We start from the raw sequence: 24,863 nt of genomic DNA, 5'->3' as shown, positions 1-24,863 counted from the left end.
GGATTGCCGCTTCCGGGCCGACGCGCCGCACGGCCGGTGGACGGGACTCTTCAGTGGCCATCCGAACCAGTGAGGAGATCCACCATGAACCGTTCCACCGCGGCCGTCGCCAACGCCTTCTTCCTTTTCCTCGGTGTCGCCGGCCTGATCGTCCAGATCGTCGCGGGCGTCCCCGGATTTCCCGACGTCCCGCCCGGCCCGTTCATACTCGGCGTGACCGGGATCCTCGTCCTGACGTTGTCCGCCAGGTTCCGGTGGATCCTCCTCCTCGGCGTCGCCGCACCGGTGTTCATCCTGGTCGGCGCCCTGCTCGAAGGCTCCTTCTGGGGACGGCTCGCCGACGTGCGCGACTTCGGCCCGTTCGCCGGGACCGCACTGCTGATCGGCGGGGTGATCGCGGCCGCGGCCTGCGGTGTCGCCGCCGTCTCCCAGGCCTACCGCCGGGTCGCCGTGCGCTGAACCGGAAAAAGGGGACGATCGGAGGTTGCTCTCCGGGCCCCGCGTCTCTTAGCTACTCGAACGAAGGTTCTTCGAGAAGTGAGGGGTGTTCCATGGCAGGTCTGCGCAGGCGTGAGGTGCTCGCGGGCGCGGTGGCATTGGCGGGCGCGGCGACGATCGGGCTGAACCCCGGCACCGCCGCCGCGGCGACGCAGCAGCGTCCGGGCGCGCAGTCCCCGCCGTCGCTGGACTTCGGCGACTATCCCGTGGTCGCGCGGGTCCGGTCGCGGCGGGCGCTGGAGCATCTGCGAGTGCTCAGCGACCGGATCGGCCCCCGGATCGCCGGCACCGAAGGCGAGCTGCGTGCCAAGGACTACATCGCGAAGGTGCTGCGTGACCTGCGCTACCAGGTCACGGTGCAGCCGTTCCCGATCGCCGACAAGTTCCTCGGTGCCCTGTCGGTCGGGAGCGACAGCTGGCAGACCGGCTCGTCGCCGCAGGGCGCGCAGGACGTCACGCGCGAAGCGGTCGTCGTCGACGCCGGAGACGGGAACACCCTGCCCGACGACCTGACCGGCAAGATCGTGCTGATCGCGGCGGTGGCGAACAAGGCGGACGCCTATCTGACGGCCGCGCAGCGCGGTGCGGTCGCCGTCCTGCTCGGCCGGATCGGCGCCGACCCGGCGCGGAAGCTGTCCGCGTTCTCCCCGACGCTGGCCACCCCGGTGACCATCCCGGTGCTGGGCCTGGCCCAGGTCCAGGTGGAGCGCCTGCGTGAACGGCTCGCCAAGGGCCCGGTGACGGTCAAGGCGTCGGCCGTCCACCACAAGAACCTGACGTCGCACAACATCATCGCCGAGCGCCCGGCCACGTTCCCCGGCAAGGACGACGGCGTGGTCATGGTGACCGCGCACTACGACAGCGTCCCCGGCTCCCCCGGCGCGAACGACGACGGCAGCGGCACCGTGCTGTGCCTCGAACTCGCGCGTGTGCTGCGGTACCTGCCGACGAACAAGACGCTGCGGTTCGCGCTGTGGGGTTCGGAGGAGTACGGCCTGATCGGCTCGCGGTACTACGTCTCGCAGCTGTCCGACCCGGAAGCGAAGCGGATCGCGGGCTGCTTCCAGAACGACATGGTCGCCACCAGCTGGGACCCGGCGATCACCTACTGGCTGCTTTCGGTCGACGGCGCCGACAACGCCACGACCGCGGCCGTCAACGCCGCCGCCAAACGGCTCGGCTACGACCCGCGGGTCAAGGGCCCGGTCGCGCGCGGTTCGAGCGACCACGTGCCGTTCTTCGAGCGCGGGATCGCGTCGGGCAACTTCAGCTGGCGTGGTGAGACGGGCCCGGCGCTGCTGGAGCCGACCTACCACACGCCGGAAGACACCATCAAGGACAACGTTTCGCTTGAGCGGCTTCAGGTCTCGCTGGAGCTGATCGGATCGGCGGCGTACAGCCTGCTGCGGAAGTAGCCAGCCTCGTGAGTGGTGATGACGGTTAGAGCGAACCCCTCTTAGGTACCTACGCGTGGCCTGCGGCCTGGCTCGTGGTGAAGTACATGATGGCCCCCTTCCTTGCGCCTAGCGCAAGGAAGGGGGCCATCATGTACTGGGCAAGGTGTGAAGGTCGAGTTTCCTCGGCTGAGCCGAGGGAAGGGGTCCTTCACGCGCAGCCGGTGCGACTGGTGGTGCTGCTGAGGCTCGTGATGACCTTCCGGGGCGGGTGAGGGGGCCTTTGAGGGACTCTGAGTCCCTCAAGGAGTCCTTCACGGCCCAGCCGCTACGGACCCACCCACCGTAGGTACCTCAAACACCCTTGGCCAGAACCGTCATCACCACTCACGAGATTCGCCTGAGCTGTCATTCTGATTCGGTGACGCCTTCGCACGACAGACAGGACCCGCCGCCCGCAGCCTCACCGACGACCATCACCCAGTACCAGATCCTCGCCACGCGGCGTCAGTCCTTCGACACGCTGATGTGGCAGGTACCGGCTCTGTCCCTGACGGCGCAGTCCTTTCTCTTGTCGCTCGCCTACGGATCGCAGTCGACATCCTTCGCGGCCGCTGTAGCCGGTCTGCTCTCCGTGGCTGTGTCGGCGATGTCGATCCAGTTGCTGCTCCGCCAGCGACAGAACGAGGTAACCGACTCGCTGTTGCTGCACCGCATCGAACAGGAGCACGGCTGGCAGGAGATCTTCGCGACGGGCGAAGTCAGGGCACGGAACGCAGGCCGGAGCCGTCGCCGGATGATCCGGCTGCCGTCATACCGGATCTGGACTGGCGGGTTGGCGCTCTTCGGGATCGCCGGCTTCGTGGCGTTCCTGCGGGCCGTTCTCTAGCTCTGGGTCCGGTATCGCGCGGTATCAGACGTTGAAGCGGAACTCCACCACGTCGCCGTCGGCCATGACGTAGTCCTTGCCTTCCATGCGCACCTTGCCCGCGGACCGGGCGGCGGCCATGGAGCCGTGCTCGATCAGATCGGCGTACGAGACGACCTCGGCCTTGATGAAGCCGCGCTCGAAGTCGGTGTGGATGACACCGGCGGCCTGCGGTGCCGTCGCGCCCTTCGGGATCGTCCAGGCGCGCGATTCCTTCGGCCCGGCGGTCAGGTAGGTCTGCAGGCCGAGGGTGTGGAAACCGGCGCGCGCGAGCGAGTAGAGGCCCGGCTCATGCTGGCCGACGGACTCCAGCAGTTCGCGCACGGACTCCTCGTCGTCGAGTTCGAGCAGCTCGGACTCGACCTTGGCGTCGAGGAACACCGCGTCGGCGGGGGCGACCATCTTGGCCAGCTCTTCGCGACGGGACTCGTCGGTGAGGATGCCTTCGTCGGCGTTGAAGACGTAGAGGAACGGCTTCGTGGTGAGCAGGCTGAGCTCGCGCAGCGCCTCGAAGTCGACCTCTTTCTGCGCCTGGAACAGGGTCCGGCCCGAGTCGAGGATCTCCTTGGCCTTGACCGCGTTGTCGAGGGCGGGTTTGGCTTCCTTCTTGGTCCGCGCCTCCTTCTCGAGCCGGTGCAGCGCCTTGTCGAGCGTCTGCAGGTCGGCGAGGATCAGCTCGGTGTTGATCGTCTCGATGTCGCTCGCCGGGTCGATCCGGTCGTCGACGTGGATCACGTCCGGATCGTCGAAGACGCGGACGACCTGGCAGATCGCGTTGGCCTCGCGGATGTTCGCGAGGAACTTGTTGCCGAGCCCCGCTCCCTCGGACGCGCCCTTCACGATGCCCGCGATGTCCACAAAGGACACGACGGCCGGGACGGTCCGCTCGGAGCCGAAGACCTTGGCGAGCTCGTCCAGCCGCGGGTCCGGCAGCGGCACGACGCCGACGTTGGGCTCGATCGTCGCGAACGGGTAGTTCGCGGCGAGCACGTCGTTGCGGGTCAGCGCGTTGAACAGGGTGGACTTGCCGACGTTGGGCAGGCCGACGATACCGAGGGTGAGACTCACGGGCCAGAAGTCTACGTGCCGCCCGCCGCCGCTCCCGGTGCCGGTCACCGAGGCCTGGACCGCCGTGTCGGATTTCCGCCAGCCGCACCCTCGACCTGGTGGCACGATCGACGTCATGACCGAGCAGACGCTGGCCGAGCGGGCCGTGTGGCGCGACACCGAACGGTGTTACCGCGCCGTCGCCGCCCGTGATTCCCGCTTCGACGGACAGTTCATCATGGCCGTGCGCACCACCGGGATCTACTGCCGCCCGTCGTGCCCCGCGTCGACGCCGAAACCGCAGAACGTCCGCTTCTACCCGACGTCGGCCGCCGCGCAGGCCAACGGCTTCCGCGCCTGCCGTCGTTGCCTCCCCGACGCCGTCCCCGGCTCACCCGATTGGGACATCCGGGCCGACCTCGCGGCGCGGGCGATGCGGCTCATCTCGGACGGGACCGTCGAACGCGACGGCGTCCCGGGGCTCGCTCGGCGGCTCGGCTATTCCGAACGCCAGCTCGGGCGCGTCCTCACCGCGGAGCTCGGTGCCGGACCGCTCGCGCTGGCCAGGGCGCACCGGGCGCATTCGGCACGGCTGCTGATCGAGATGTCTGGGCTTCCGCTGACCGACGTCGCGTTCGCGGCGGGCTTCTCCAGTGTCCGCCAGTTCAACGAGACGATCCGCGAGGTGTTCGCGACGACGCCTTCGCAGCTTCGGGCCGCGAGCCTGCGGCGCGGACGCCGTAAGACCGACGAAACGCCGACCGGGACCCGGCTGAGCCTGCGGCTGCCGTTCCGTAAACCGTTCGACGCGGATGGCGTCCTGAACTTCCTGGCCGACCGGGCCGTCCACGGCGTCGAGCACGTGACGCGCGACGATGCCGGGGTGACCGGCTATGCCCGCACGCTGCGACTCGCCCACGGCACCGGCGTGACGCGGCTGACGGCGAAGGACGATCACGTCCTCTGTGACCTGCGGCTCACCGACCTGCGTGATCTGAGTAGCGCGGTGGCCAGGATGCGGCGGCTGTTCGATCTCGACGCCGACCCCGAGGCGGTCACGCGGGTCCTCGGTGCCGACCCGGCGCTCGCGCCGCTGGTCGAGGCGATCCCGGGAATCCGGGTGCCCGGCGCGGTCGACGGGGACGAACTCGTGCTGCGCGCGATGCTGTCCCCGGCCGACGCGGCGTCACTCGCCGACGCCCTCGGCGAGCGCGTGCCCAGCTGCGACGAGTCACTGGAGGGGGTGACCACGGTGTTCCCGACAGCCGCGCAAGTCGCCGAACACGGCCCTGAGCGAGTGGCCGCGGTGGCCCGCGCGCTGGCGAACGACATTTCGGTCCACGTCGGCCGTGACCCGATGGAGTTACGAGCGGAGCTGCTCGACCTGCCCGGAATCGGGCCTCGGACCGCGGACTACGTCCTGATGCGCGTACTGGGCGCGCCGGACGTCCTCCTGACCGGTGACCCCGCGCTGCGCCGAGGAGCGGCCGCGCTGGGCATCGCCGACGACGAAACGACGCTGGCCGAACGCGGGCGGGCTTGGCAGCCATGGTCCTCGTACGCCGGCATGTACCTGTGGCGCGCTTGAAAGGGAAGATGATGAGCATCGCGTATTGGTCCACAATGGACACGAAGATCGGCCCGTTCACCGCCGTGGTGGCGGGAGACGGCGCCGTGCTCGCCTCGGGCTGGACGGGTGACGTCGGCGAACTGACACCGTTGATCTCGCCGTCACTGGCTCCCGCCGAGGTGAAGCAGCGACGAGACCTGGGGCCGGTGAGCACGGCGATCCGCCGATACCACGGCGGCGACCTCGACGCTGTCGCCGACATCGAGGTGCGGCAGCGATCCGGCGCTTTCCGTGAGCACGCCTGGGAAATCCTGAGGAAGGTGCCCGCCGGGGAGCCGGTGAGCTACGCGGAATACGCGGCGCTGGCGGGGAATCCGTCGGCGGTGCGGGCGGCCGCGTCGGCGTGCGCGAAGAACGCGGCGGCGCTGTTCGTGCCCTGCCATCGGGTGGTGCGGACCGGCGGTGCGGTGGGTAACTTCCGGTGGGGTGTGCCGGCGAAGCAGTGGTTGCTGACCCACGAAGCCGCCTGAGCCGCACCTCCGCGTGCAATGAAAGGTCCTTTCCTTGCAAAATTTGCAAGGAAAGGACCTTTCATAGCGCCTTCTTATCTTGGTTTCGCGGTGCAGACCGTCGCAAGGAGTCGACTACCTGCGAGGTCAGGCCTCGTCCGGCCACTCAGGACCCGTGACACACGCCGCCGGTCAGAGCCACCGCCCCACGTCACCGGGCCCGAAAGCTGGTCGTGAGTGGTAAGTGTCGTTAGAGCGAACCCTCTCTTAGGTACCTACACGTGACCTGCGGCCTGGCTCGCGGCGGAGCGCGTGAAGGCAGCGCTCAGGCGGCGTGGATCTCCACCGAAGAGCCCGTACGCGCCTTCCGCACCCGCAGACGGGTCGGAATCCGCTGCCGCAGTTCCTCGACGTGCGAGACCAGCCCGACCACGCGCCCCCCGGCGCGAAGCTCGTCGAGGATGTTCATGACGATGTCGAGCGTTTCAGCGTCCAAGGTGCCGAAGCCCTCGTCGATGAACAGAGTGTCCAGCAGCGCGCCGCCGGTTTCGGCGGCGACGACGTCGGCGAGCCCCAGTGCCAGCGAAAGGGACGCGAGGAAGGACTCGCCACCAGACAACGTCTTCGCGGGCCGGACGGTGCCGGAGTAGTCATCGAGCACGTCGAGACCGAGCCCGCCGCGGGTGCCGCGGGCACCGGCCGCGTCCGAGTGCACGAAGGAGTAGCGGCCCTGGCTCATCGTCCGCAGACGGTGGGTCGCGGCGACCGCGACCTCCTCCAGCCGGGCGGCGAGGACGTACGAGCGCAGCGACATCTTCCGCGCGTTCTGCCCGCGTCCGTTCACCACCTCGGCCAACGCCTTGAGTTCGAGGTATCGCTCCTCGACCGGCGCCAGCTCCGCCATCACCGAAGCCATCCGCTCGGACAGCTTGGTCAGGTCCGTGTGCCGGGCCGTGGCCGTCCGCAGCGCGACGAAGGCCTGTTCGGCCTCGCCCCGGGTCTCCCGCGCCGCTTCCTCGGAGGCTGCGACGTCGATCTCGTCCTCCGGCGAGATCCCGAAGAGTTCGGGTTCGGCGAGGGCCTGCCGTTCAGCCTGCTCCATCGCCTTGGCGTCGGCGAGGCTGGTCTCCAGTTTCGTGATCTGCTCTTCCGGCCGCGCCGCGGCACGCATTTCGTCGAGATCCGCGAACCCCTTGGCGCGCAACGCTTCCTCGACCAATTTCGCTTGCTCGTCGTGGCGCTCGCGGGCACCGGCGACGGCGATTCTCGCTTCGGCAAGCGCGTCGAGGCGGCTCGCGAAGCCGAGCAGATGCTGCCGTCGCGTGGCGACGTCGGCGAATTCACCGCGTGCGTTGTCCAGCCGCCGTTCCCGTTCGGCCAGGCGTTCCGTGAGACCGCGGACCTCGGTCGAGACCTCGACCACCCGCCGCTCGGCCACCCCGCGCTGGTCGGTCAGCCGCTCGATCTTCTTTTCCAATTCGAGGAGCCGTGTCTCCAGTTCCGGCTTGCGACGCGCCTTTCCGGTCAGCGACGCGACCAGTTCCCGTGCCTCGCCGAGGCCGGTCCGCAACGTTTCCGCGGTGTGCTCACCCAGCCGTTCGAGCAGGACCGTCAGCCGGTTTTCGGCTTCCAGCAACGCGGCTTTCGCCTTCTCGCGCCGACCGTCGGCCTGCTGCTCCGCGAGTTCGGCACGACGTTCGTCTTCGGGATCGACCAGTCCGCCGGTGTGCTTGGCAGGCGTCGGATGCTCGGTCGCGCCGCAGACCGGGCAGTTCTCGCCGGCGTGCAGCCCGGCGGCGAGTTCGGCCGCCATCCCGTCGAGACGACGCTCGCGGAGATCCAAGCGGTGCTGACGGGCCCGCTGATGGACGTCCACGGCCTCGCTGACCGTCGCACGCGCCCGCTCGACGACCTGGCGGGCCTTGGGCAGCTCGTCGGCGTCGCGGACCAGCGCGGTCAGCTCATCGACACGGGTGCGCGCGCCGTCGAGTTTCGCTTCGGCTTCGGCGGCCGCGGTCACCTCCGCGCGCAATGCCGCGACCTTCTCGGGCGCGGAATCGAGTTCGGCGGCGAATTCCTCGGCCTGTTTCTTCGCCTTCTCCGCGGTCGCGTTCAGCTGCTCCCGGCGAACCAGATCCCGTCGCTGCTGCTCGCTTTCCGCCACGAGTTCGGCGAGCGCCCCGGCCTCCTCGCGCGAACCGCCGGCACGTGCGCGAAGTTCGACGGCGGAGCTGTCCGCGGCGTCAGGCACTTCACGGGCCCGGAGGGCTTCCGTGGCCTCGGCCTCCGCGAGCTGCTCCAGCCTGCGTTCGAGGAGATCGGCCTCCGCGACCACTCCGGCCGCACGATGGGCCGCCTCGACCTCTTCCGCCCACTCCGCGCGCTGCCCCGCCTGCTCGGTGATCGCCGCGAGACGCGTGTACGCGGTCCGCACCCGGCGGATGCGTTCGGCGGTGGACCGGTTCTCCTGCCAGATCGCTTCGGCGGTCTTGGCCGCCGTCCTCGCCTTGGCTTCCCGTTCCCTCGCCTCGGCGACGCGCTGTGCCGACTCGGCGAGGACGGCGTCGATCCACTCGGCCTGCCCCTCCTCGGGCGCTTCCTGCTGGGCGACCTGCGCGAACCGCGCGACCCACTCCCGCAGCGACTGCTGCCGCGCCTGCAGATCCCGGCCGCGCTCGGCGCGCAGGTTCGCGAACCAGTCTTCGACGTCTGAAAACCGCTCGGTGCCGAAAAGCCGCTCCAGCAACTCCTCCCGCTCGGCCGTGTTCGCGCGCAGGAACCGCGCGAATTCGCCCTGCGGGAGCAACACCACCTGGAAGAACTGCTCGTGCGTCATGCCGATCAGCCGCTCGACCGTGCGCGCGACCTCGTCGATCCGGGTGATGCCCTCGGCGACGTGCCCGGCGGGCACTGTCCCGACCCAGTTCAGCACCGCCTTCGCCTGCTGGACGGTCATCCCCTCGCCGCGCCGCTTCGGCCGCTGGTACTCGGGGTTGCGCGCGATCCGCATCCGCTGGCCCTGCACGGTCAGTTCGAGGACGACCTCGGTGACCTGGTCGGGCTCGGCGAGATCGCAGCGCAGCCGCTTGACCTCGCCGCGAGCGCCGGGGACCGTGCCGAACAACGCGAACGCGATGGCGTCGAGCAGTGTCGTCTTCCCCGCGCCGGTGTCGCCGTGCAGCAGGAACAGGCCGTCGGCGCCGAGCGCGTCGAAGTCCACCACCTCACGGCCCGCGTACGGGCCGAAAGCGGCGACCTCCAACCGGTGCAACCTCATACTTCGCGCTCCCTGCCCGCGGCGCCGAGAGCGGCCAGCACGAGGCGCTCCTCGCTCTCCGACGGCGCCGAACCACGGCAGTCTTCGAGGAAGCTACGGGTGATCTCGACGTCGGAGCGCCCTCGGACGGCTTCGGCGTACTTCAGCACCGCGCCGTCGTGCCCGCCTTCCGGCTGCCAGTCCATGTGCACGGCGTACGGGAACCTCTCACGCAGTTTGCGCATGGCGTCGATCGGGCGGACCCGGTCGGTGACGGTGAAGGAGAGGAAATGCTCGGTGAGGCCGTCGTGTCCGGGATCCGACAGCAGGTCCGCCAGCTCCCCCCGGAGCATCGCGAGCTGTCGTGGAACCGGCAGTTCATGGCGCCGGACCTCGGCGAGGCCTTCCGCGTCGAGGTCGACGAGCCATACCGATTTCCGTTGGCGTGTCTCGGAAAACGAGTACGCCAGCGGACTGCCCGAATAGCGCAGGTGCTCGGCGAGGGTCTGCGGCCCGTGCAGATGGCCGAGTGCGACGTAATCGACGCCGTCGAACACCGAACCCGGCACCTGCTCGACACCGCCGACCGCGATGGTCCGCTCGGATTCGGTCGGCTCGCCGCCGGTGACGAAGGCGTGCGCGAGCACCACGGAGCGCGTGCCGGACGGCCGCGCGGCGAGATCCGCCCGGATCCGCCGCATCGCCTCGGTGAGGACGCCGGTGTGGCCACGGGCCTCCGGGACGCCGAGCGCGTGGCGCGCGGGCTCCGGTTCGAGGTACGGAATGCCGTAGAGGGCGACTTCGCCGTGTACGTCGGGCAGCAGCACCGGCTCGGCGAGGCCGTCGATCGTGGCGCGCAGGTACAGCCCGCCCGCCGCCGCGAATTCGGCGAAGGCGCCCAACCGCGGCGCGGAATCGTGGTTGCCCGGTGTCATCACCAACTTGGCGCCGGCCTGACGGAGCCTGCCCAGCGCGGTGGTGGCCACGCGGACGGCCTCCGCCGAGGGCACCGCGCGGTCGTAGATGTCCCCGGACACGAGCACGACGTCGACCGACTCGGCGATCACGAGATCGGCGAGGTGGCCGAGCACGGCTTCCTGTTCGGCGAGCAGATCGGCGCCGTGGAAGGTGCGGCCGATATGCCAGTCGGACGTGTGCAGGAGCTTCACGCAGCCCAAGGTAGGGCCGCGCACCGGCCGGAGAGCGGAGGCGCGCCCTTGACGCGGCCGAGGTTTCCGACACGCCGGGGACGGCGCAGGTCAGATACGGAGCGCGACCGCGCCGCTCCGTTTTTGTCGGTGGGTTCCGCCATGATGTCCCCCGACTCGTGTCGGAGGGGAGGTACCGGTGGCGACGGTGATCACCACCGCGGCCGTCGTGCTCGCGTTGCTGCTGCTCGTGGCCGTCGCGCTGCTGTGGCGGCTGTACAACGACGGCATGCGGCGGGCGGACGCGGCGGCGAAACTGGTCGCCGCCGAACGGTCGAAGCTGGATCAGCAGCAGCTCGCGCTGCGCCGGTACGAAGTGGCGTTCGCCTCGATCAGCGGCCGCGGTGAACTGGGCGAACAGGTGCTGCTGGAGACCGCCCGCGCGCTCGGGCTCCGCGAGGAACTGCACTTCACCCTGCAAACGGACCTGGCAGGCGGCGGCGCGGCGAAACCGGACATGGTGCTGCGGGTGGGCGGCGGCCGGACGGTGCCGGTCGACGCGAAGGCGAGCATGGCCTGCTGGGCCGAAGCGGTCGAGACCGACGATCCCGAAGAACGGCTGGACGCGTTGCGCGTCCATGTCCGGCAACTGCGATCGCGGGCGGCCGAACTGGCGGGCAAGGGCTACCAGCGCTGGGCGGACGCGATCTACGGGACGATCATGTTCGTCCCGTCCGACGCCGCCGTGGTGGCCGCGCTGGACACCGATCCGGAGCTGCTGCGCTGGATGCTGGACAGGCGAGTCTTCCTATGCGGGCCGACCGGGTTCGCCGTACTGGCGTCCGCCGCGCTGTTCGCCGCGACCGAGCGCGCGCTGGTCGAGGACGTCGAGCAGGTGCGCGCCGGTGCCGCGGCCGCGCACCGGGCCGCGGGCAACGCGATCGACGCGCTGAACCTGTCGAGCACCCATCTGCAGCGCTTCATCTCGGCACGGCGGCGCGAACTGGAGGCGCTCGAGAGTTTCCGGAGCACGGTCTCCCCGCTGACGGACGCGGCGGGCAGCCCGGCGCAGGTGCCGCTGATCAGGAAAGCGGACGAACTCCCCGCCTCGTGAGGTGGTGATGCCTTCAACCACCTGCGGTTTTCCGGAATCGGAGGCTCCGTTTCGTCCCCGTGACAACCTTGTCGCACCCTCATGCGTACTACCTCCTGGAAGAGCCCGGGCAGTCCGTCCGGGTGGTCCGGAATGACCACTACCAGGCGATAGACATACCGCCTGTTGGCGGTATGTCCGCAGCTTGGATATACGGTGGGGCCTGTGACCGCGATTCGCGATCGCCAGAGCGATCCTGATGCCGACGACGTTCCCGTTGCCTGGGACGAGCGTCCGCTCGTCGGCGCCAGGCGTGGGCTGCCCTGGTGGGCGGCCGTCCTGGTGGGCTTCGGGCTCGCCATTCTTGGCGCCTTCGTCGACATGATGATGCAGAAGGACCTGGGTCTGCTGTTCAAGGCGTGCTACGCGCTCGGCGCGGTGGCCGCCGTGGTGGCCGTCCAGCGCCGCGGGCTGTTCGGCCCGATGGTGCAGCCGCCCCTGGTCCTCGCCGTGACCGTCCCGGGGGTCATCCTCCTGACCTCGGACGGCAGCAAGGGCACCGACCTGCTGTCCAGAGCCGTCGACGTCGGCGGCCCGCTGATCAACGGCTTCCCGACGATGGCCATCACCACCGGCGTCACCTTGGCGATCGGCGTCTTCCGGATCTATCGCGAACGCGATCCCGACGCCCCCGTGAAGCTGAAGTCGAACGCGAAGCCGGAACGTCGTGACGAGGGCAAACCCCCGGCCAAGCCCGCCGCGGGCCGTGGCCGTCCGGCCTCCCGTACCGGCCAGACGCCGCCCCCGCCGTCGCGCCGTGGTGCGCCGCGGGACGCCGCGCCGCCGCGCCGCCGTCCTGCCGACGACGAACGGCGTCCTCGCCGCGACGCCGAGCCCGGCGTCCGTAAACCGCCGCCACCGGGACGTCAGCCCCGGCGGCCGCGGCCTCCCGAGGGCGGCGAACCCCGTCGCCGCGACCCGCGTGCCGACGGCGCTCCCGGTGCCCCGCGCCGCCGTCCGCCGCGTGCGGACGATCCGCGCCGCGGTGGTCAACCGCCTCGCCGGCCGTGGGACGACGAGCGGTGAAGCAAGGGACCTTTGCTCTCGCCTGAGCCTCTGACCAGCGCTCAATCCGAAGAAAGGGCCGTTCGAGGAACTCCTCGAACGGCCCTTTTCCGTATCCGGTGAGGCTCAGGCCTTCGCGGCCTTACGCAGCTCGTGCGGCAGCGCGAACGCGATCTTCTCGTTCGCCGTGGTGACCTCGTCGACGTTGTCCCAGCCGCGCTCGGCCAGCCACGCCAGCAGGTCCATGACCAGCACCTCCGGCACCGAAGCACCGCTCGTGACGCCGACCGTCTCGACACCTTCGAGCCACGCTTCGTCGACTTCGTGCGCGAAGTCGACCAGGTGCGACGCGCGCGCCCCCGCCTTCAGCGCGACCTCGACCAGCCGCTTCGAGTTGGACGAGTTCGTCGAGCCGACCACCAGCACCAGGTCGCACTCGGCGGCCATCGCCTTGACCGCGACCTGGCGGTTCGTGGTGGCGTAGCAGATGTCGTCGCTGGGCGGGTCGGCCAAGCCGGGGAACCGGTCCCGCAACTGGTCGACGCGCTCCATGGTCTCGTCAACCGAAAGGGTGGTCTGTGAAAGCCAGATGACCTTCGAGGGATCGCGGACCTCGACCTTGTCGACGTCCTCGGCGGTGTCGACCAGCTGCACCTTGTCGGGAGCTTCGCCGGCGGTGCCCTCGACCTCTTCGTGGCCTTCGTGACCGATCAGCAGGATGTCGTAGTCGTCCTTCGCGAACCGGTTGACCTCCTTGTGCACCTTCGTCACGAGGGGGCAGGTCGCGTCGATGGTCCGCAGGTTGCGCTCGGCCGCCTCGGCGTGGACCGCGGGCGAAACGCCGTGCGCGGAGAACACCACCAACGCGCCTTCCGGCACCTCGGAGGTCTCGTCGACGAAGATCACCCCGCGTTCGCGCAGGGTCTCCACGACGTGCCGGTTGTGCACGATCTCCTTGCGCACGTACACCGGCGCCCCGTAGAGCTCGAGCGCCTTTTCGACGGCGATGACCGCGCGGTCGACACCGGCGCAGTAGCCGCGAGGCTTCGCGAGCAGGACACGTTTGCCACCTGCCGGCACACCGGACTCGGTGATCGTCGGACTGCCGGCGGGCGTGATTCCGGGACTCGCAGAACTCATGCCCCCAGGGTACGGGCTGTCCCCGGGGCACCTCGCACTCACGTTCAGGTGACCTGCGAACCCCTCGAAAGTATGTGCGTGGCGTCACGTCCGGTGAGCCGACCCACTCGTTCGGTTGGGCAGGATGGACCAGATACGGCAGGCTAGACGTATGAAGCCTCTCCCGCTCCCCCTCCGGGTCGCCGCGGGCCTCGCCGTCACCACCGCCGAGCGGGTTCGCGAACTTCCCAAGCAGCTCACCGGGCTCCCCGTCACGGTGGTCAGCCAGGTGCTCCAGTTCTCCATGCGCGTGCAGCAGCACGTCACCGAGCTCGCGATCAAGGGTGACGACGCGCTGTCGGGCCTTCGCCCGGTCGAAGACACCCCCAGCTGGGCCACCTTCGACGAAGACCTCCCGCCCGAGGTGAACGAGCGTCGCTACGAACGCGACTCGTGCGTGATCCCGCTGCGTGAGGAGGCCGAGGTCCCCGAGCCACGTGCCGAGACGAACGGGCACCTCCGCGACCTCGAACAGCTCACCGAAGACCCGTGGGCCGAGGAGGAGCGCGCGCTCGCCGAGGATCACGCCGACGGCGAGTTCGACAGCGCGAAGGCGCCCGTGACCTCCGGTCCTGCCGGGCTGACCGACTACGACACGCTCACCCTGCCGCAGCTGCGGGCCCGGCTGCGCCGGTTCGACCTGGCGCAACTGGAGGAGCTGCTGACCTACGAACGCGCGAACGCCGACAGGCCCTCGTTCGTCGGCATGCTCGCGCGCCGCATCGGAAACGTGAAAAAGGCCGAGAGCGACGGCGACAGCGCGGAAGGCCAGTGAGCGCCGAACCCGCCACCGCGGCGGCGGGCCCGTCCACCACCGCGGAAAACCCGTGGCCGGTCCGCACGGTCGCCCGCAAGGTCGGCGAGTGGATCAACCGGCTCGGCGCGGTCTGGGTGGAAGGCCAGGTCACGCAGATCTCGGCCCGCCAAGGCACCAACACCGCCTTCCTGACGCTGCGTGACCCGTCCGCGGACGTCTCGATGTCGGTGACCTGCCCGATGGGTCTGCTGCGCACGATCGAACCGCCGCTGCGCGAGGGCGCGAGCGTCGTGGTGCACGCGAAGCCGACGTTCTTCATGAACCGCGGTTCGCTGAGCCTGCGCGCCAACGAGATCCGCGCGGTCGGCATCGGCGAACTGCTCGCGCGGATCGAGCGGCTGCGGCGGTTGCTGGCCGCCGAAGGCCTGTTTGCGCCGGAACGCAAACGCAAGATCCCGTTCCTGCCCAAGGGAATCGGCTTGATCACCGGCCGTGCCTCTGCGGCCGAGCGCGACGTGCTGGTGAACGCGCAGGCCCGCTGGCCGCATGTCGCGTTCAAGGTGATCAACACCGCCGTGCAGGGATCGCTCGCCGTTCCGCAGATCCTCCAGGCCTTGTCCAAACTGGACCGTGACCCGGACATCGACGTCATCGTGATCGCGCGCGGCGGCGGCAGCGTGGAAGACCTCTTGCCGTTCTCCGACGAGGCGTTGTGCCGCGCGGTCTCCGCGGCCGGGACCCCGGTGGTCAGCGCCATCGGGCACGAACCGGACACCCCGCTGCTCGACCACGTCGCCGACCTCCGCTGCTCGACGCCGACCGACGCCAGCAAGCGGATCGTGCCCGACGTCCGCGAGGAGACCCAGCGGGTCCACCAGATGCGCGACCGCGGCCGCCGCGCCCTGCACGGCTGGGTGGACACCCAGGTCAGGCTGCTGACCCAGCTGCGCAGCCGTCCCGTGCTCGCCGACCCGCTCGGCCCGATCCAGCGGCGTGCCGACGACGTCGAGATCCACCGCGAACGCGGACGCCGCGCGATGCTCACCCTGCTCGCCAAGGACCAGGCGGAGATCGCCAGTGCCCGCGCGCGGCTGACCGCGCTCGGCCCGGCGGCGACCCTCGAACGCGGCTACGCGGTGGTCCAGTACACCGACGCCGAAGGCAACCTCCAGGTACTCCGGTCCGTCTCCGAAGTCGCGGACGGCGCGAAACTGCGCGTCCGCGTGGTCGACGGCGCACTCGGCGCCGTCGTGTCGGGCGAGGCGGAGGAAAACTAGGTGACGGCGACCTTTCTGCCTTTGACCCTCGACGCCGCGAAGCGTGCCGACGCTCCCGAGGTGCTGCGCCACGCGCTCCTGACCGACCGTGCGGCCGCCGAATGCTGGACGGTCTTGCTGGCAGGCTGCGAGCTCTCGACCAAGCGGGATCTCGACGCCCAGTTGCGCAGGCTGTCGGAAGCCACGGCCGAGCACGTCGGTACCCAATGGTGGTTCGCGGACGGGGCGGGGCACCGCAAACGGGTGGCGCGGGCCCAGGAGAACCTTGTCGCGGCGATCGCGGAGGGTGACGGACAGGAGTTCGCTCTCGCCTTCGTGGGTTACGACAACGCCATGGCCGGCGCGGTAGTGTGCGCGGGTATCGGCAAGCACCGACGTCCGGTAGAAGGAAGCACAGCGTGAGCAAACCCGGTGGCGAGACCGCCGAACTCGGCTACGAGCAGGCCCGCGACAGGCTGGTCGAGGTCGTCCGCGAGCTCGAAGCGGGCGGGCTGTCCCTGGAGCAGTCGCTCGCCCTGTGGGAGAAGGGCGAGCAGCTGGCGAAGGTCTGCGAACACCACCTCGAAGGCGCGCGCGAGCGGATCGAGGCCGCGCTGTCGTCCGTGGAGGAGGAGACCGGCGACGGTCAGTGACGTTCACCATGCTCTCCGAGTCGCCGATGCACGGCGGGTATCTGAGAGACTGGGACCCCGCCGAGTTCCCTGACCCGGGAGGCCTCATGCCCACCCCCACCTCGTCCGCCGGCTCTTCTCGACGCCCTGAAGCGCCTGACCGCAACCTCGCGATGGAGCTGGTCCGCGTGACCGAAGCCGCCGCGATGGCCGCGGGCCGCTGGGTGGGGCGCGGGGACAAGATCGGCGGGGACGGCGCCGCCGTGGACGCGATGCGCCAGCTCGTCTCGACCGTTTCGATGCGCGGTGTGGTCGTCATCGGCGAGGGCGAGAAGGACGAAGCCCCGATGCTGTTCAACGGGGAAGAGGTCGGCAACGGCGACGGGCCGGACTGCGACGTCGCGGTCGACCCGGTCGACGGGACGACCCTGATGGCCAAGGGCATGCCGAACGCGCTGGCCGTGCTCGCGGTCGCCGAACGCGGCGCGATGTTCGACCCGTCCGCGGTCTTCTACATGGAGAAGCTCGCCGTCGGCCCGGACGCCGCGGGCAAGGTCGACCTGGCCGCACCGGTCGCGGAGAACATCCGCCGGGTCGCGAAGGCCAAGAACTCCAGCGTTTCCGACGTCACCGTGTGCATCCTCGACCGGCCGCGCCACGAGCGGCTGATCAAGGAGGTCCGCGACGCGGGCGCCCGGATCCGCTTCATCTCCGACGGCGACGTCGCCGGCGCGATCGCCGCGGCCCGGCCGACCACCGGCGTCGACATGCTGCTCGGCATCGGCGGTACCCCGGAAGGCATCATCGCGGCCTGCGCGATGAAGTGCCTCGGCGGCGAACTGCAGGGCCGTCTCTGGCCGAAGGACGACGCCGAGCGTGAGAAGGCGCTGGCCGCGGGCCACGACCTCGACCGGGTCCTCGGCAACGACGACCTCGTCCGCGGCGACAACGTCTTCTTCTGCGCCACCGGCGTCACCGACGGCGACCTGCTGCGCGGCGTGCACTACCGCGCGGGTGGCGCGACGACCCAGTCGATCGTGATGCGGTCGAAGTCCGGCACGGTCCGGATGATCGACGGCTACCACCGGCTGACCAAGCTCCGCTCGTACTCGTCGGTCAACTTCGACGGGCACCTCGACGATTCACTGGAAGACGACGTCGTTCCCCCGCTCCCCTAAGGAGAATCCGTGCTGAAGCGCGTGCTCGTGGTCCTGCTGGCGGCGATGGTCTTGACGCCGGTCGGGCAGGCCACGGGCGCGGGCGACCTCGTCGGCGGCAGAGAGGCCGACGAGCCGTATTCGTTCATCGTGTCCCTGCATTCGGCCTCCGGTAAGGCTTTCTGCGCCGGAGCGCTGATCGCGGCGGACTGGCTGGTGACGGCGGGACACTGCGTCGAGGGCAAGAACCCGGCGAATCTGACCGCGCGGATCGGCAGCAACGACAACACCACGGGCGGCGAAATCGCGAAACCCGCCGAGATCATCGTGAACCCCTCCTTCAACCCGGCGCCCGAACACGCGGGCGGCGATCTCGCGCTGGTGCGGCTGGCCGCCCCGGTGAAGTCGGTTCCGATCGCGATCGGGACGGCCGTGGCGCCGGAAACGCCGACACGGTTGCTCGGCTGGGGCCAGACCTGCCCGACTTCGGGCTGCGGCAAGGGCACGGCGAAGCTGCAGCAACTGGACACGAAGATCGTCGAAGGCGTGCGCTGCACCGCGAAATTCGACGGTGCCGTCGAGTTGTGCACCGACAACCCCGGCGGGAAGTCGGGCTCGTGCTACGGCGATTCCGGTGGACCGGAGATCGCCAAGGTCGACGAGAAATGGGTTCTGCTGGGCGCGATCAGCCGTCCGGGGAACGCCGACCCGGTCTGCGCGACTTCGCCGTCGATCGCTACTTCGGTGGTGGCTTACGCGCAGTGGATCGCGGAGAAGACCACTCCTCCGGTGCCCGCTCCGCCGGCTTGACGCGCTATGAAAGGACCTTTCCTTGCAAATTTTGCAAGGAAAGGTCCTTTCATAGCAGCTTTTGCCAGGAAAGAGCCTTTCCTGGCACTCACTACTCCGCGTTGCTCGAATGACCGGGGAACAGGTGCGCGTCCGGGTCCAGCAGCACCGCGATGTTGTTGACCGCCGTCGCCGCCTCGCCGAAGCCGGTCGCGATCAGCTTGACCTTCCCCGGATACGCCGCGACATCACCCGCCGCGTAGACCCGCTCCCGCGGGGTCGCCATGGTCGAGTCGACGGCGATCGCGCGATGGTCGATCCGCAGCCCCCAGCTTTCGATCGGCCCCAGATCCGCGGTGAAACCGAGCGCGGCGACCACCGAATCGGCGGGCAGCACCTCGGGTTCGGCGTCTTTGACCTGGACCTCCACCTCCGCCAGCGCGCCATCGCGGTCGAAGAACCGGGTGACTTCGGCGTCGGTGATGATCCGCACGCCGAGTTCCCGCACCTGCCGCACGATCGATTCGGCCGCGCGGAACTTCGCGCGCCGGTGCACGAGGGTGACGCTCGCGGCGACCGGATGCAGCGCGAGCACCCAGTCGAAGGCCGAGTCCCCGCCGCCGACGACGATCACGTGCTGCCCCGCGTGTGCCTGGAGCGAAGGCACGAAATGCACCATTCCGCGGCCGAGCCAGCCTTCGCCCGCGGGCAGCGGACGCGGGGTGAACTCGCCGATCCCGGCGGTGATCAGCACCGCCCCGGCGCGCAGGACCTGTCCGCCGTCGAGTGTGATGGTGATGCCGCCTTCGACACTCTCGAGTTTCTCCGCCTTGCGTCCGAGCAGATACGTGGGCTTCCAAGGCGCGGCCTGGTCGAGCAGGCCCTGCACCAGATCCCGGCCCCGGATCTCCGCGAAGCCGCCGACGTCGTAGATCATCTTTTCGGGGTACATCGCGGTGACCTGCCCGCCCGCCTCCGGCAGTGAATCCACGACGGCCATCGAAAGGCCGCGGAATCCCGCGTAGTAGGCGGCGAACAAACCCGTCGGACCTGCCCCGATGATGACGAGGTCGTACGACGTTTCCCCAGCGGACTCGCTCATTCGGCACTCTCCCCGGCCGGTGGTGGGCGGCGTGATCGAGAACACAATCGATCCTAGACCTCGCGTGCCGAAAGACACGGAGCGCGCCAGGTGTCACTGCGCGAAACTTGAGGCATGGCTGAACAGGAATACCGGATCGAACACGACACCATGGGCGAGGTGCGCGTCCCCGTCGACGCCCTCTACCGCGCGCAGACGCAGCGCGCCGTCGAGAACTTCCCGATCTCCGGCCGTGGCCTGGAGCGGGCGCAGATCCGCGCGCTCGGCCTGCTGAAGGCCGCGGCCGCGCGGGTCAACGCGAAACTCGGTGTGCTGGACGCCGACGTCGCCGAGGCCATCGCGAAGGCCGCCGACGAGGTCGCCGAGGGCGAGCACGACGCGCATTTCCCGATCGACGTGTTCCAGACCGGTTCCGGGACCTCGTCGAACATGAACGCCAACGAGGTCATCGCGACGCTCGCGTCGCGGGCGCTCGGCCGCGACGTGCACCCGAACGACCACGTCAACGCGTCGCAGTCCTCGAACGACACCTTCCCGACGACGATCCACGTGGCCGCGACGGAAGCCGTGCTGTCCGACGTCATCCCGGCGCTGGAGTACCTGGCCGGCGCGATCGAGACGCGGGCGGCCGAATGGGCGGACATCGTGAAGTCCGGCCGCACGCACCTGATGGACGCCGTTCCGATCACCCTCGGGCAGGAAGCCGGCGCGTGGGCGTCGCAGGTCCGGTTCGGTGTCGAGCGGCTGCGTTCCGGTCTGCCGCGGCTCGGTGAACTGCCGATCGGCGGCACCGCGGTCGGTTCCGGGCTGAACGCGCCAGAAGGGTTCGGCGCAGCGGTCTCGCAGGAACTGGCTTCGGTCACCGGTCTCCCGCTGACCGAAGCGCGCGATCACTTCGAGGCGCAGGCGACGCAGGACAGCGTCGTCGAGACCTCCGGTCATCTGCGCACGGTCGCGGTGTCACTGAACAAGATCGCGAACGACCTGCGCTGGCTGGGCTCCGGCCCGCGCACCGGACTGGCCGAACTCGCGCTGCCTGATCTGCAGCCGGGCTCCTCGATCATGCCGGGCAAGGTGAACCCGGTGATCCCGGAGGCGACACTGCAGGTGGTCGCCCAGGTGATCGGGAACGACGCGGCGGTCGCCTTCGCCGGCGCCGCCGGCAACTTCCAGCTCAACGTGAACCTGCCGGTGATCGCGCGCAACGTGCTCGAATCGGCGCGGCTGCTCGCAGCGGTTTCGCGACTGCTGGCGGACAAGGTGTTCGCGGGGGTGACGGTGAACGCCGATCGCGCGCGGGAGTACGCCGAGGGTTCCCCGTCGATCGTGACGCCGCTCAACAAATACATCGGGTACGAAGAAGCCGCCGCGATCGCGAAGCAGGCCCTCAAGGAACTGAAGACGATCCGCGAGGTCGTGATCGAACGCGGTCACGTCGCCAACGGCAAGCTCACCGAAGCCCAGCTCGACGAAGCACTCGACGTGCTCCGCATGGCGCGCGGCGGCCGTTAAGCACCGAGGGCGACCACAGCCGCATGGAGCGGTGAGGCGAGCGAAGCCGCCAATCCGCCGGAAGGCGGCGGCTCGGTGAAAAGGTGCAGCCACGTCAGTACCGGGCCGAGCAGCATCGCGTGCACGAGCGCCGGATCGGGCCGTCGAGGGAGTTCGCCTCTCTCGACGGCCCGATCCAGCATCAGGACCAGATATCCGCGTTCCCGCCCGAGGAAGACCTCGCCGAACCGTGCTTCCAGCGTGGGATCCGCCCGGACGTCGGCGAGCAGCGACGGCAGCGCCCGCCGCAGCTCCGGACCGTCCAAAGAGGACTGGATCACCTCGAGGACCGCCGCCACGTCACCCCGCAGCGAACCGGTGTCCTCCGGCGGGGCCAAGTCCGCCGAATGGATCACCGCGGTGAACACGAGTTCCGCCTTCGACCGCCACCGCCGGTACACGGCGGCCTTGCCGACCCCAGCCCGCGCCGCGACCGCGTCGATCGTGCAGCGCTGGTAACCGGTTTCGGCCAGCAGTGCCCGCACCGCGTCGCGGACCGCGTCGTCGATTCCTTCTTCTCTCGGCCTGCCTCGCACCATGCACCCAGTTTACGAGACTGCCAGTTCCATATATCGTCCGGGGATGACCTGGACCAGAACCTCCCGCGAAATCCTGCCCTGCTCACCGGCCGCGCTTTGGGCGCCGCTGGCCGACTTCACCCGCTGGCCCGCTTGGGATCCCGACCTCGTCAGCGTCGAACTCCACGGACCCACGGAGGTGGGAACGACCGGATTCCTCGTACCGACCGGATTCCGCGGCCGGCTGCACTCACGGTTCGCTGACCCCTTCACGATCACGTCCCTGGCCCAGCACCGCGAGATCGCCTTCCGTCAGCCGATTCCGCTGGGCGCCATGGCTCTCGAACTGAGCCTGACCGCGGTCGACGGCGGGACGGAGTTCGTCCAGAAGGTCACCTTCGCCGGGCCGCTGCGCTCGGTCATGGTCGCGATCATCGGCGGCGACCTCGTGAAGCACTTCGACTTCAAATGCGCCAGGCTCGTCGAGCTCGCGGCGGCGCAGGCCGATCACGACGCCTGAAGACACCAGCGCGACCCCGATCACTTGGGAGAAGCGGAAATCCTGCATACCGAGCAGGAGCGAGACGGCGAGCCCGGAGACCGGCATCAGCCCGACCAGCACCCCGGCCCGGTCCGCGCCCAGCGCGGAAACCGCCGAGTACCAAAGAAGAAACGCGATCGCGGTGACGACGACCGTCAGGTAACCGAGCGCGATCAGTTCACGCCCGTCCGGCCACGCCCAGGCGCCGGACGGGTCGGCGATCGTGCCGACGACAGCGCCGCCGATCCCCGCGGCGAAACAACCCCAGGTCGCGGTCGCCAACGGCCCGAGCCTCTCGAGCACGCCGACTGCGAGCAGCGTGAACAGCGCTTCGCACACCATCGCCAGCGCCGCGAGCACCAGCCCCTGCCAGCGCGCCGCGCCGCCGCCGGACAGGACCGCGATCCCGAGTCCGGCGAGCACCGCCCCGGTCACCGGCGCCCAGGACGGGCGTTTCCCGCTGGCCAGCGGGCCGGCGAGCGCGAGCACGAGCGGTGTGCCGCCGAGGAACGCCGCGACCAGTCCGGGTTCGGCGTAGCGCTGCGCGAACAGCAGACAAGCCTGGAACCCGATCATCCCGGTCGCCGCGAGGGCGAGCAGCGCGGGCAGGTCACGCCGACCGGGCAACGGCAACGGGCGCCCGCTCAGCCGCGCCCACGCCAGCAGGATGACTCCCGCCAGCGCGTAGCGCAGCGCCTGTCCGGTGATCACCGGGTAACCGTCGAGCATTCCCGTCACCGGCACGGACGCGCCGACGACCAGCACCCCCAGTACGCCGATCGTCACACTTCTTCGTTCGCTGTCCATGGGTCCACGATGTCGGCCAATTGGTCCGAAGCACAGGGCCAGATCGTACCCAAGTGAAAGGACCATAACTCGACGCAACCGGAACGGGCCCGGTTTCCGTCTCCGCGGTATGCGCCTGGGGCTCGTTTTCGTGTCGTTGTTCGCGCTGGTGGCCGCCTGCGGTGGTGGGCCGCCACCACCGTCGGATCCGGACACGCTGCTCTTGCGCGCCAAGACCTACGTCGGCATGCCGAGCCCGAAACCCGCACTGCTCCCCGAATTCAGCCTCTATGGCGGCGGGAGACTGCTCGTTCCCGGTGAAGCCGAGGGGGCCTTGCAGGTCGTCCGCGAGAAACACCTGGACGACGAGGCTGCGAGAAGCGTCTACGACGCGGCTTACGATGCCGACCTCGACCGCGACGAATACGTGCGCAACGACGTGATCGACGGCTATCTGCTCGTCTTCACGCTGTACGGCGGACATCAGGTCCGCGCCGCCACCCCGGAGAGCGAATCCGGTGGCAGGCTTGAAGAACTCGCCGATTTCCGGAACGACCTGGCCAAGGTGGCAAAGGGCGCCACTGAGACCGCTGGCTCTTACCGGCCGACCCGGCTGGCCGCTGTCGCCTGGGCGTCCGATCAGCATCCCGAGAATTCCGATGTGCGGCCGTGGCCCTTCGCACCCTTCGCCGGTACCACGCATGTCGACGGCGGCCTGTGCGTCCTCATCGAAGGAGACGCCGTGCGCGAGGCCGAGAAGCTGGCGCGGTCCGCCACCGCCGGGACGCGATGGCGGACCGCGGAAACGACCTGGCTCGTCGTCTTCCGCCCCCTCCTGCCCGACGAGAAGTCCTGCGCGGATCTCGTCGTTCCGCCCCAGGGGTAGGTCTGGCAGAACCAGGCACGCGCCCGCGGCGTCCGGGATACTCGACGGCATGAGCGACACGGCCGAACTGGGCGATTTCCTCAAGGCGCGCCGAGCCGCGCTGGACCCGGCGGACCTTGGTCTGCCGACGGGCTTCAACCAGCGACGGGTCGCCGGGCTGCGGCGCGAGGAGCTGGCACAGCTGGCCGGGATCAGCGTCGACTACTACACGCGGCTCGAACAGGGCCGGGCGCGCAACGTGTCCGATTCGGTCCTCGAATCGCTGAGCCGGGCGCTGCGGCTGCACCGCGACGAGGAGACCTACCTCCGTAACCTGGCCGCCCCGAAACGCAAACGCGTCGCGCGGCCGCGGGCGCAGCGCGTCCGGCCGGAGCTGCAGACGATGCTGAACGCCATCCAGTCACCCGCGTTCGTCTTCGGCCGCTATCTGGACGTGCTGGCCTGGAATTCGCTCGGCGGCGCGCTGTCGTTCGACTTCGCCGCCTGCGCTCCCGGCGAGCGCAACATCCCGAAGATGTTCTTCCTCGACGAGAACGCGAGAGAAATGCATCCGGAATGGGAGACCGTGGCCAAGGAGGTCGTGGCGAACCTGCGATCCGAGAGCGGGAAGTACCCGGACGACCCGTATCTCGCGCAGCTGGTCGGCGAGCTCTCCCTCGGCAGCGAGGAGTTCCGGAGGCTGTGGGCGAAGCACACCGTGCGCGAGAAGGCGCACGCGTGGAAGGTGATGATCAACCCGATCGTGGGCGAACTCCGGCTGCGCTACGAGACGCTGCGGTTGCCCGACGACCCGGACCAGGCATTGGTGATCTACACCGCCGAGCCCGGCTCCGACAGCGAGCGGGCGCTCAGCCTGCTCGCCAGCTGGGTCGCGGATCCCGCGCACGCCTGAGGGCCCGCGGGCCCGGCCGGGCCCGGCAAAGTCGCATGACTGCTGGTCGGCTCCGCCGCCAGAGCGGGACAAGGCGAACGTGTCGTGGTGGACCCGGCGGGGCGGGCGCGCACAAAGGGACCACTCTTGACTGTCCCCAAGGGACACTTTGCGGGCAAATGCGCCTGGTTTGGGCAAATTGCGCGGTTTGAGCCGGGGTGGGGGGGGGGGGGGGGGGGGGGGGTGGGAGAATCGGACGCCACGCACCCCCCCCCCCCGGCCGCGACGGAGCCTCAAAACCACGCGACCGCAACAATCGCGGCGGACCAG

Annotated in this window: 23 protein-coding genes and 1 pseudogene; 17 read left to right on the top strand and 7 right to left on the bottom strand. The window is 69.6% G+C overall.

All coding sequences use genetic code 11. From position 1 onward, the window contains the following. The first annotated feature begins 84 nt into the window (after nt 1-84). The 3 genes from ACZ5ZX_RS21525 to ACZ5ZX_RS21515 all read left to right on the top strand — a co-directional run bounded on the left by ACZ5ZX_RS21525 (nt 85) and on the right by ACZ5ZX_RS21515 (nt 2,781). Complete coding sequence (locus tag ACZ5ZX_RS21525; protein WP_465503763.1) at nt 85-459, top strand: hypothetical protein; 375 nt, start codon at nt 85-87, stop codon at nt 457-459. 92 nt (nt 460-551) lie between these two features. Then, on the top strand, nt 552-1,913 hold the full coding sequence (locus ACZ5ZX_RS21520) for a M20/M25/M40 family metallo-hydrolase (RefSeq protein WP_465503762.1): 1,362 nt from the start codon (nt 552-554) through the stop codon (nt 1,911-1,913). Nucleotides 1,914-2,313: 400 nt separating this feature from the next. Further along, the gene (locus ACZ5ZX_RS21515) at nt 2,314-2,781 is read left to right on the top strand and encodes a hypothetical protein (protein WP_465503761.1); all 468 of its coding nucleotides are present in this window, start codon (nt 2,314-2,316) and stop codon (nt 2,779-2,781) included. Between the two features lie 24 nt (nt 2,782-2,805). Here the strand turns inward: ACZ5ZX_RS21515 and ychF are convergent, their stop codons facing one another. Further along, complete coding sequence (ychF, locus tag ACZ5ZX_RS21510; RefSeq protein WP_465503760.1) at nt 2,806-3,888, bottom strand: redox-regulated ATPase YchF; 1,083 nt, start codon at nt 3,886-3,888, stop codon at nt 2,806-2,808. A gap of 115 nt (nt 3,889-4,003) precedes the next feature. Between ychF and ACZ5ZX_RS21505 the strand changes: the two genes are divergently transcribed. Together ACZ5ZX_RS21505 and ACZ5ZX_RS21500 are read left to right on the top strand one after the other, a co-directional pair. Next, entirely contained in the window at nt 4,004-5,455 is a 1,452-nt protein-coding gene (locus ACZ5ZX_RS21505; RefSeq protein WP_465503759.1) for a DNA-3-methyladenine glycosylase 2 family protein, read from the top strand. 11 nt (nt 5,456-5,466) lie between these two features. Further along, on the top strand, nt 5,467-5,967 hold the full coding sequence (locus ACZ5ZX_RS21500; RefSeq protein ID WP_465503758.1) for a methylated-DNA--[protein]-cysteine S-methyltransferase: 501 nt from the start codon (nt 5,467-5,469) through the stop codon (nt 5,965-5,967). A gap of 304 nt (nt 5,968-6,271) precedes the next feature. On the opposite strand, the gene ACZ5ZX_RS21495 is transcribed toward ACZ5ZX_RS21500, so the two are convergent. Both ACZ5ZX_RS21495 and ACZ5ZX_RS21490 read right to left on the bottom strand, forming a co-directional pair. Beyond that, nucleotides 6,272-9,223 (bottom strand): AAA family ATPase, encoded by a 2,952-nt coding sequence (locus tag ACZ5ZX_RS21495; protein WP_465503757.1) that lies wholly within the window; start codon nt 9,221-9,223, stop codon nt 6,272-6,274. After that, a complete protein-coding gene (locus ACZ5ZX_RS21490) occupies nt 9,220-10,371 on the bottom strand; it encodes an exonuclease SbcCD subunit D (protein WP_465503756.1) in 1,152 nt (383 codons plus the stop codon). Before ACZ5ZX_RS21490 ends, ACZ5ZX_RS21495 begins: the two co-directional genes overlap by 4 nt. Nucleotides 10,372-10,549: 178 nt before the next feature. Here ACZ5ZX_RS21490 and rmuC point away from each other — a divergent pair, with 178 nt between their 5' ends. Both rmuC and ACZ5ZX_RS21480 read left to right on the top strand, forming a co-directional pair. Next, nucleotides 10,550-11,464, top strand: a complete 915-nt coding sequence (gene rmuC, locus ACZ5ZX_RS21485; RefSeq protein ID WP_465503755.1) for a DNA recombination protein RmuC — start codon at nt 10,550-10,552, stop codon at nt 11,462-11,464. Between the two features lie 204 nt (nt 11,465-11,668). Further along, entirely contained in the window at nt 11,669-12,529 is an 861-nt protein-coding gene (locus ACZ5ZX_RS21480; RefSeq protein WP_465503754.1) for a DUF6542 domain-containing protein, read from the top strand. Nucleotides 12,530-12,634: 105 nt separating this feature from the next. Here ACZ5ZX_RS21480 and ACZ5ZX_RS21475 read toward each other — a convergent pair whose 3' ends face one another. Then, the gene (locus tag ACZ5ZX_RS21475) at nt 12,635-13,648 is read right to left on the bottom strand and encodes a 4-hydroxy-3-methylbut-2-enyl diphosphate reductase (RefSeq protein WP_037306513.1); all 1,014 of its coding nucleotides are present in this window, start codon (nt 13,646-13,648) and stop codon (nt 12,635-12,637) included. A 151-nt stretch (nt 13,649-13,799) separates the two neighbouring features. On the opposite strand from ACZ5ZX_RS21475, the gene ACZ5ZX_RS21470 reads away from it, so the two are divergent. From ACZ5ZX_RS21470 to ACZ5ZX_RS21445, 6 genes are all read left to right on the top strand, one after another. Next, nucleotides 13,800-14,462, top strand: a complete 663-nt coding sequence (locus ACZ5ZX_RS21470; protein ID WP_465503753.1) for a lipid droplet-associated protein — start codon at nt 13,800-13,802, stop codon at nt 14,460-14,462. Continuing rightward, a complete protein-coding gene (xseA, locus tag ACZ5ZX_RS21465) occupies nt 14,459-15,721 on the top strand; it encodes an exodeoxyribonuclease VII large subunit (RefSeq protein WP_465503752.1) in 1,263 nt (420 codons plus the stop codon). Before ACZ5ZX_RS21470 ends, xseA begins: the two co-directional genes overlap by 4 nt. Next, nucleotides 15,722-16,123, top strand: a complete 402-nt coding sequence (locus tag ACZ5ZX_RS21460; RefSeq protein WP_465503751.1) for a hypothetical protein — start codon at nt 15,722-15,724, stop codon at nt 16,121-16,123. It begins immediately after the preceding gene. Then, nucleotides 16,120-16,353, top strand: a complete 234-nt coding sequence (locus ACZ5ZX_RS21455) for an exodeoxyribonuclease VII small subunit (protein ID WP_037306508.1) — start codon at nt 16,120-16,122, stop codon at nt 16,351-16,353. The genes ACZ5ZX_RS21460 and ACZ5ZX_RS21455 overlap by 4 nt, the downstream gene beginning before the upstream one ends. An 86-nt stretch (nt 16,354-16,439) precedes the next feature. Continuing rightward, nucleotides 16,440-17,510, top strand: a complete 1,071-nt coding sequence (gene glpX, locus ACZ5ZX_RS21450) for a class II fructose-bisphosphatase (protein WP_037306507.1) — start codon at nt 16,440-16,442, stop codon at nt 17,508-17,510. Between the two features lie 9 nt (nt 17,511-17,519). Continuing rightward, nucleotides 17,520-18,299 carry a S1 family peptidase gene (locus tag ACZ5ZX_RS21445; RefSeq protein ID WP_465503750.1) on the top strand — a complete coding sequence of 260 codons (780 nt, stop codon included), beginning with the start codon at nt 17,520-17,522 and terminating at the stop codon, nt 18,297-18,299. A 91-nt stretch (nt 18,300-18,390) separates the two neighbouring features. On the opposite strand, the gene ACZ5ZX_RS21440 is transcribed toward ACZ5ZX_RS21445, so the two are convergent. Continuing rightward, nucleotides 18,391-19,380 carry an NAD(P)/FAD-dependent oxidoreductase gene (locus tag ACZ5ZX_RS21440; protein ID WP_465503749.1) on the bottom strand — a complete coding sequence of 330 codons (990 nt, stop codon included), beginning with the start codon at nt 19,378-19,380 and terminating at the stop codon, nt 18,391-18,393. A gap of 114 nt (nt 19,381-19,494) precedes the next feature. Between ACZ5ZX_RS21440 and ACZ5ZX_RS21435 the strand changes: the two genes are divergently transcribed. Continuing rightward, the gene (locus ACZ5ZX_RS21435) at nt 19,495-20,892 is read left to right on the top strand and encodes a class II fumarate hydratase (RefSeq protein WP_465503748.1); all 1,398 of its coding nucleotides are present in this window, start codon (nt 19,495-19,497) and stop codon (nt 20,890-20,892) included. Here the strand turns inward: ACZ5ZX_RS21435 and ACZ5ZX_RS21430 are convergent. Next, a complete protein-coding gene (locus tag ACZ5ZX_RS21430; RefSeq protein ID WP_465503747.1) occupies nt 20,889-21,470 on the bottom strand; it encodes a TetR/AcrR family transcriptional regulator in 582 nt (193 codons plus the stop codon). The two genes, ACZ5ZX_RS21435 and ACZ5ZX_RS21430, sit on opposite strands and share 4 nt — an antisense overlap. On the opposite strand from ACZ5ZX_RS21430, the gene ACZ5ZX_RS21425 reads away from it, so the two are divergent. Continuing rightward, on the top strand, nt 21,469-21,969 hold the full coding sequence (locus ACZ5ZX_RS21425; protein ID WP_465503746.1) for an SRPBCC family protein: 501 nt from the start codon (nt 21,469-21,471) through the stop codon (nt 21,967-21,969). The genes ACZ5ZX_RS21430 and ACZ5ZX_RS21425 overlap by 2 nt on opposite strands. Here ACZ5ZX_RS21425 and ACZ5ZX_RS21420 read toward each other — a convergent pair. Next, nucleotides 21,967-22,797: pseudogene (locus ACZ5ZX_RS21420) on the bottom strand (DMT family transporter); the annotation flags it as partial. The gene ACZ5ZX_RS21425 and the pseudogene ACZ5ZX_RS21420 overlap by 3 nt on opposite strands. Before the next feature lie 109 nt (nt 22,798-22,906). Here ACZ5ZX_RS21420 and ACZ5ZX_RS21415 point away from each other — a divergent pair. Continuing rightward, nucleotides 22,907-23,662 (top strand): hypothetical protein, encoded by a 756-nt coding sequence (locus tag ACZ5ZX_RS21415; protein ID WP_465503745.1) that lies wholly within the window; start codon nt 22,907-22,909, stop codon nt 23,660-23,662. Between the two features lie 49 nt (nt 23,663-23,711). Then, nucleotides 23,712-24,554: a helix-turn-helix transcriptional regulator gene (locus ACZ5ZX_RS21410; RefSeq protein WP_465503744.1), complete on the top strand. Its 843-nt coding sequence runs from the start codon at nt 23,712-23,714 to the stop codon at nt 24,552-24,554. Nucleotides 24,555-24,863: the final 309 nt, after the last annotated feature.

Source organism: Amycolatopsis sp. NPDC033938, assembly GCF_055575975.1.
Note: the sequence above shows the minus strand (reverse complement) of the source record. Positions and strands in the feature narration are given on the sequence as shown.

What these genes read in the sequence shown, in the direction of transcription:
- ACZ5ZX_RS21525 (WP_465503763.1), top strand. Translation starts at nt 85, where the DNA reads ATGAACCGTTCCACCGCGGCCGTCGCCAACGCCTTCTTCCTTTTCCTC.
- ACZ5ZX_RS21520 (WP_465503762.1), top strand. Translation starts at nt 552, where the DNA reads ATGGCAGGTCTGCGCAGGCGTGAGGTGCTCGCGGGCGCGGTGGCATTG.
- ACZ5ZX_RS21505 (WP_465503759.1), top strand. Translation starts at nt 4,004, where the DNA reads ATGACCGAGCAGACGCTGGCCGAGCGGGCCGTGTGGCGCGACACCGAA.
- ACZ5ZX_RS21500 (WP_465503758.1), top strand. Translation starts at nt 5,467, where the DNA reads ATGAGCATCGCGTATTGGTCCACAATGGACACGAAGATCGGCCCGTTC.
- ACZ5ZX_RS21495 (WP_465503757.1), bottom strand. Translation starts at nt 9,223, where the DNA reads ATGAGGTTGCACCGGTTGGAGGTCGCCGCTTTCGGCCCGTACGCGGGC.
- ACZ5ZX_RS21475 (WP_037306513.1), bottom strand. Translation starts at nt 13,648, where the DNA reads ATGAGTTCTGCGAGTCCCGGAATCACGCCCGCCGGCAGTCCGACGATC.
- ACZ5ZX_RS21470 (WP_465503753.1), top strand. Translation starts at nt 13,800, where the DNA reads ATGAAGCCTCTCCCGCTCCCCCTCCGGGTCGCCGCGGGCCTCGCCGTC.
- glpX (WP_037306507.1), top strand. Translation starts at nt 16,440, where the DNA reads ATGCCCACCCCCACCTCGTCCGCCGGCTCTTCTCGACGCCCTGAAGCG.
- ACZ5ZX_RS21440 (WP_465503749.1), bottom strand. Translation starts at nt 19,380, where the DNA reads ATGAGCGAGTCCGCTGGGGAAACGTCGTACGACCTCGTCATCATCGGG.
- ACZ5ZX_RS21435 (WP_465503748.1), top strand. Translation starts at nt 19,495, where the DNA reads ATGGCTGAACAGGAATACCGGATCGAACACGACACCATGGGCGAGGTG.
- ACZ5ZX_RS21425 (WP_465503746.1), top strand. Translation starts at nt 21,469, where the DNA reads ATGCACCCAGTTTACGAGACTGCCAGTTCCATATATCGTCCGGGGATG.
- ACZ5ZX_RS21430 (WP_465503747.1), bottom strand. Translation starts at nt 21,470, where the DNA reads ATGGTGCGAGGCAGGCCGAGAGAAGAAGGAATCGACGACGCGGTCCGC.
- ACZ5ZX_RS21415 (WP_465503745.1), top strand. Translation starts at nt 22,907, where the DNA reads ATGCGCCTGGGGCTCGTTTTCGTGTCGTTGTTCGCGCTGGTGGCCGCC.
- ACZ5ZX_RS21410 (WP_465503744.1), top strand. Translation starts at nt 23,712, where the DNA reads ATGAGCGACACGGCCGAACTGGGCGATTTCCTCAAGGCGCGCCGAGCC.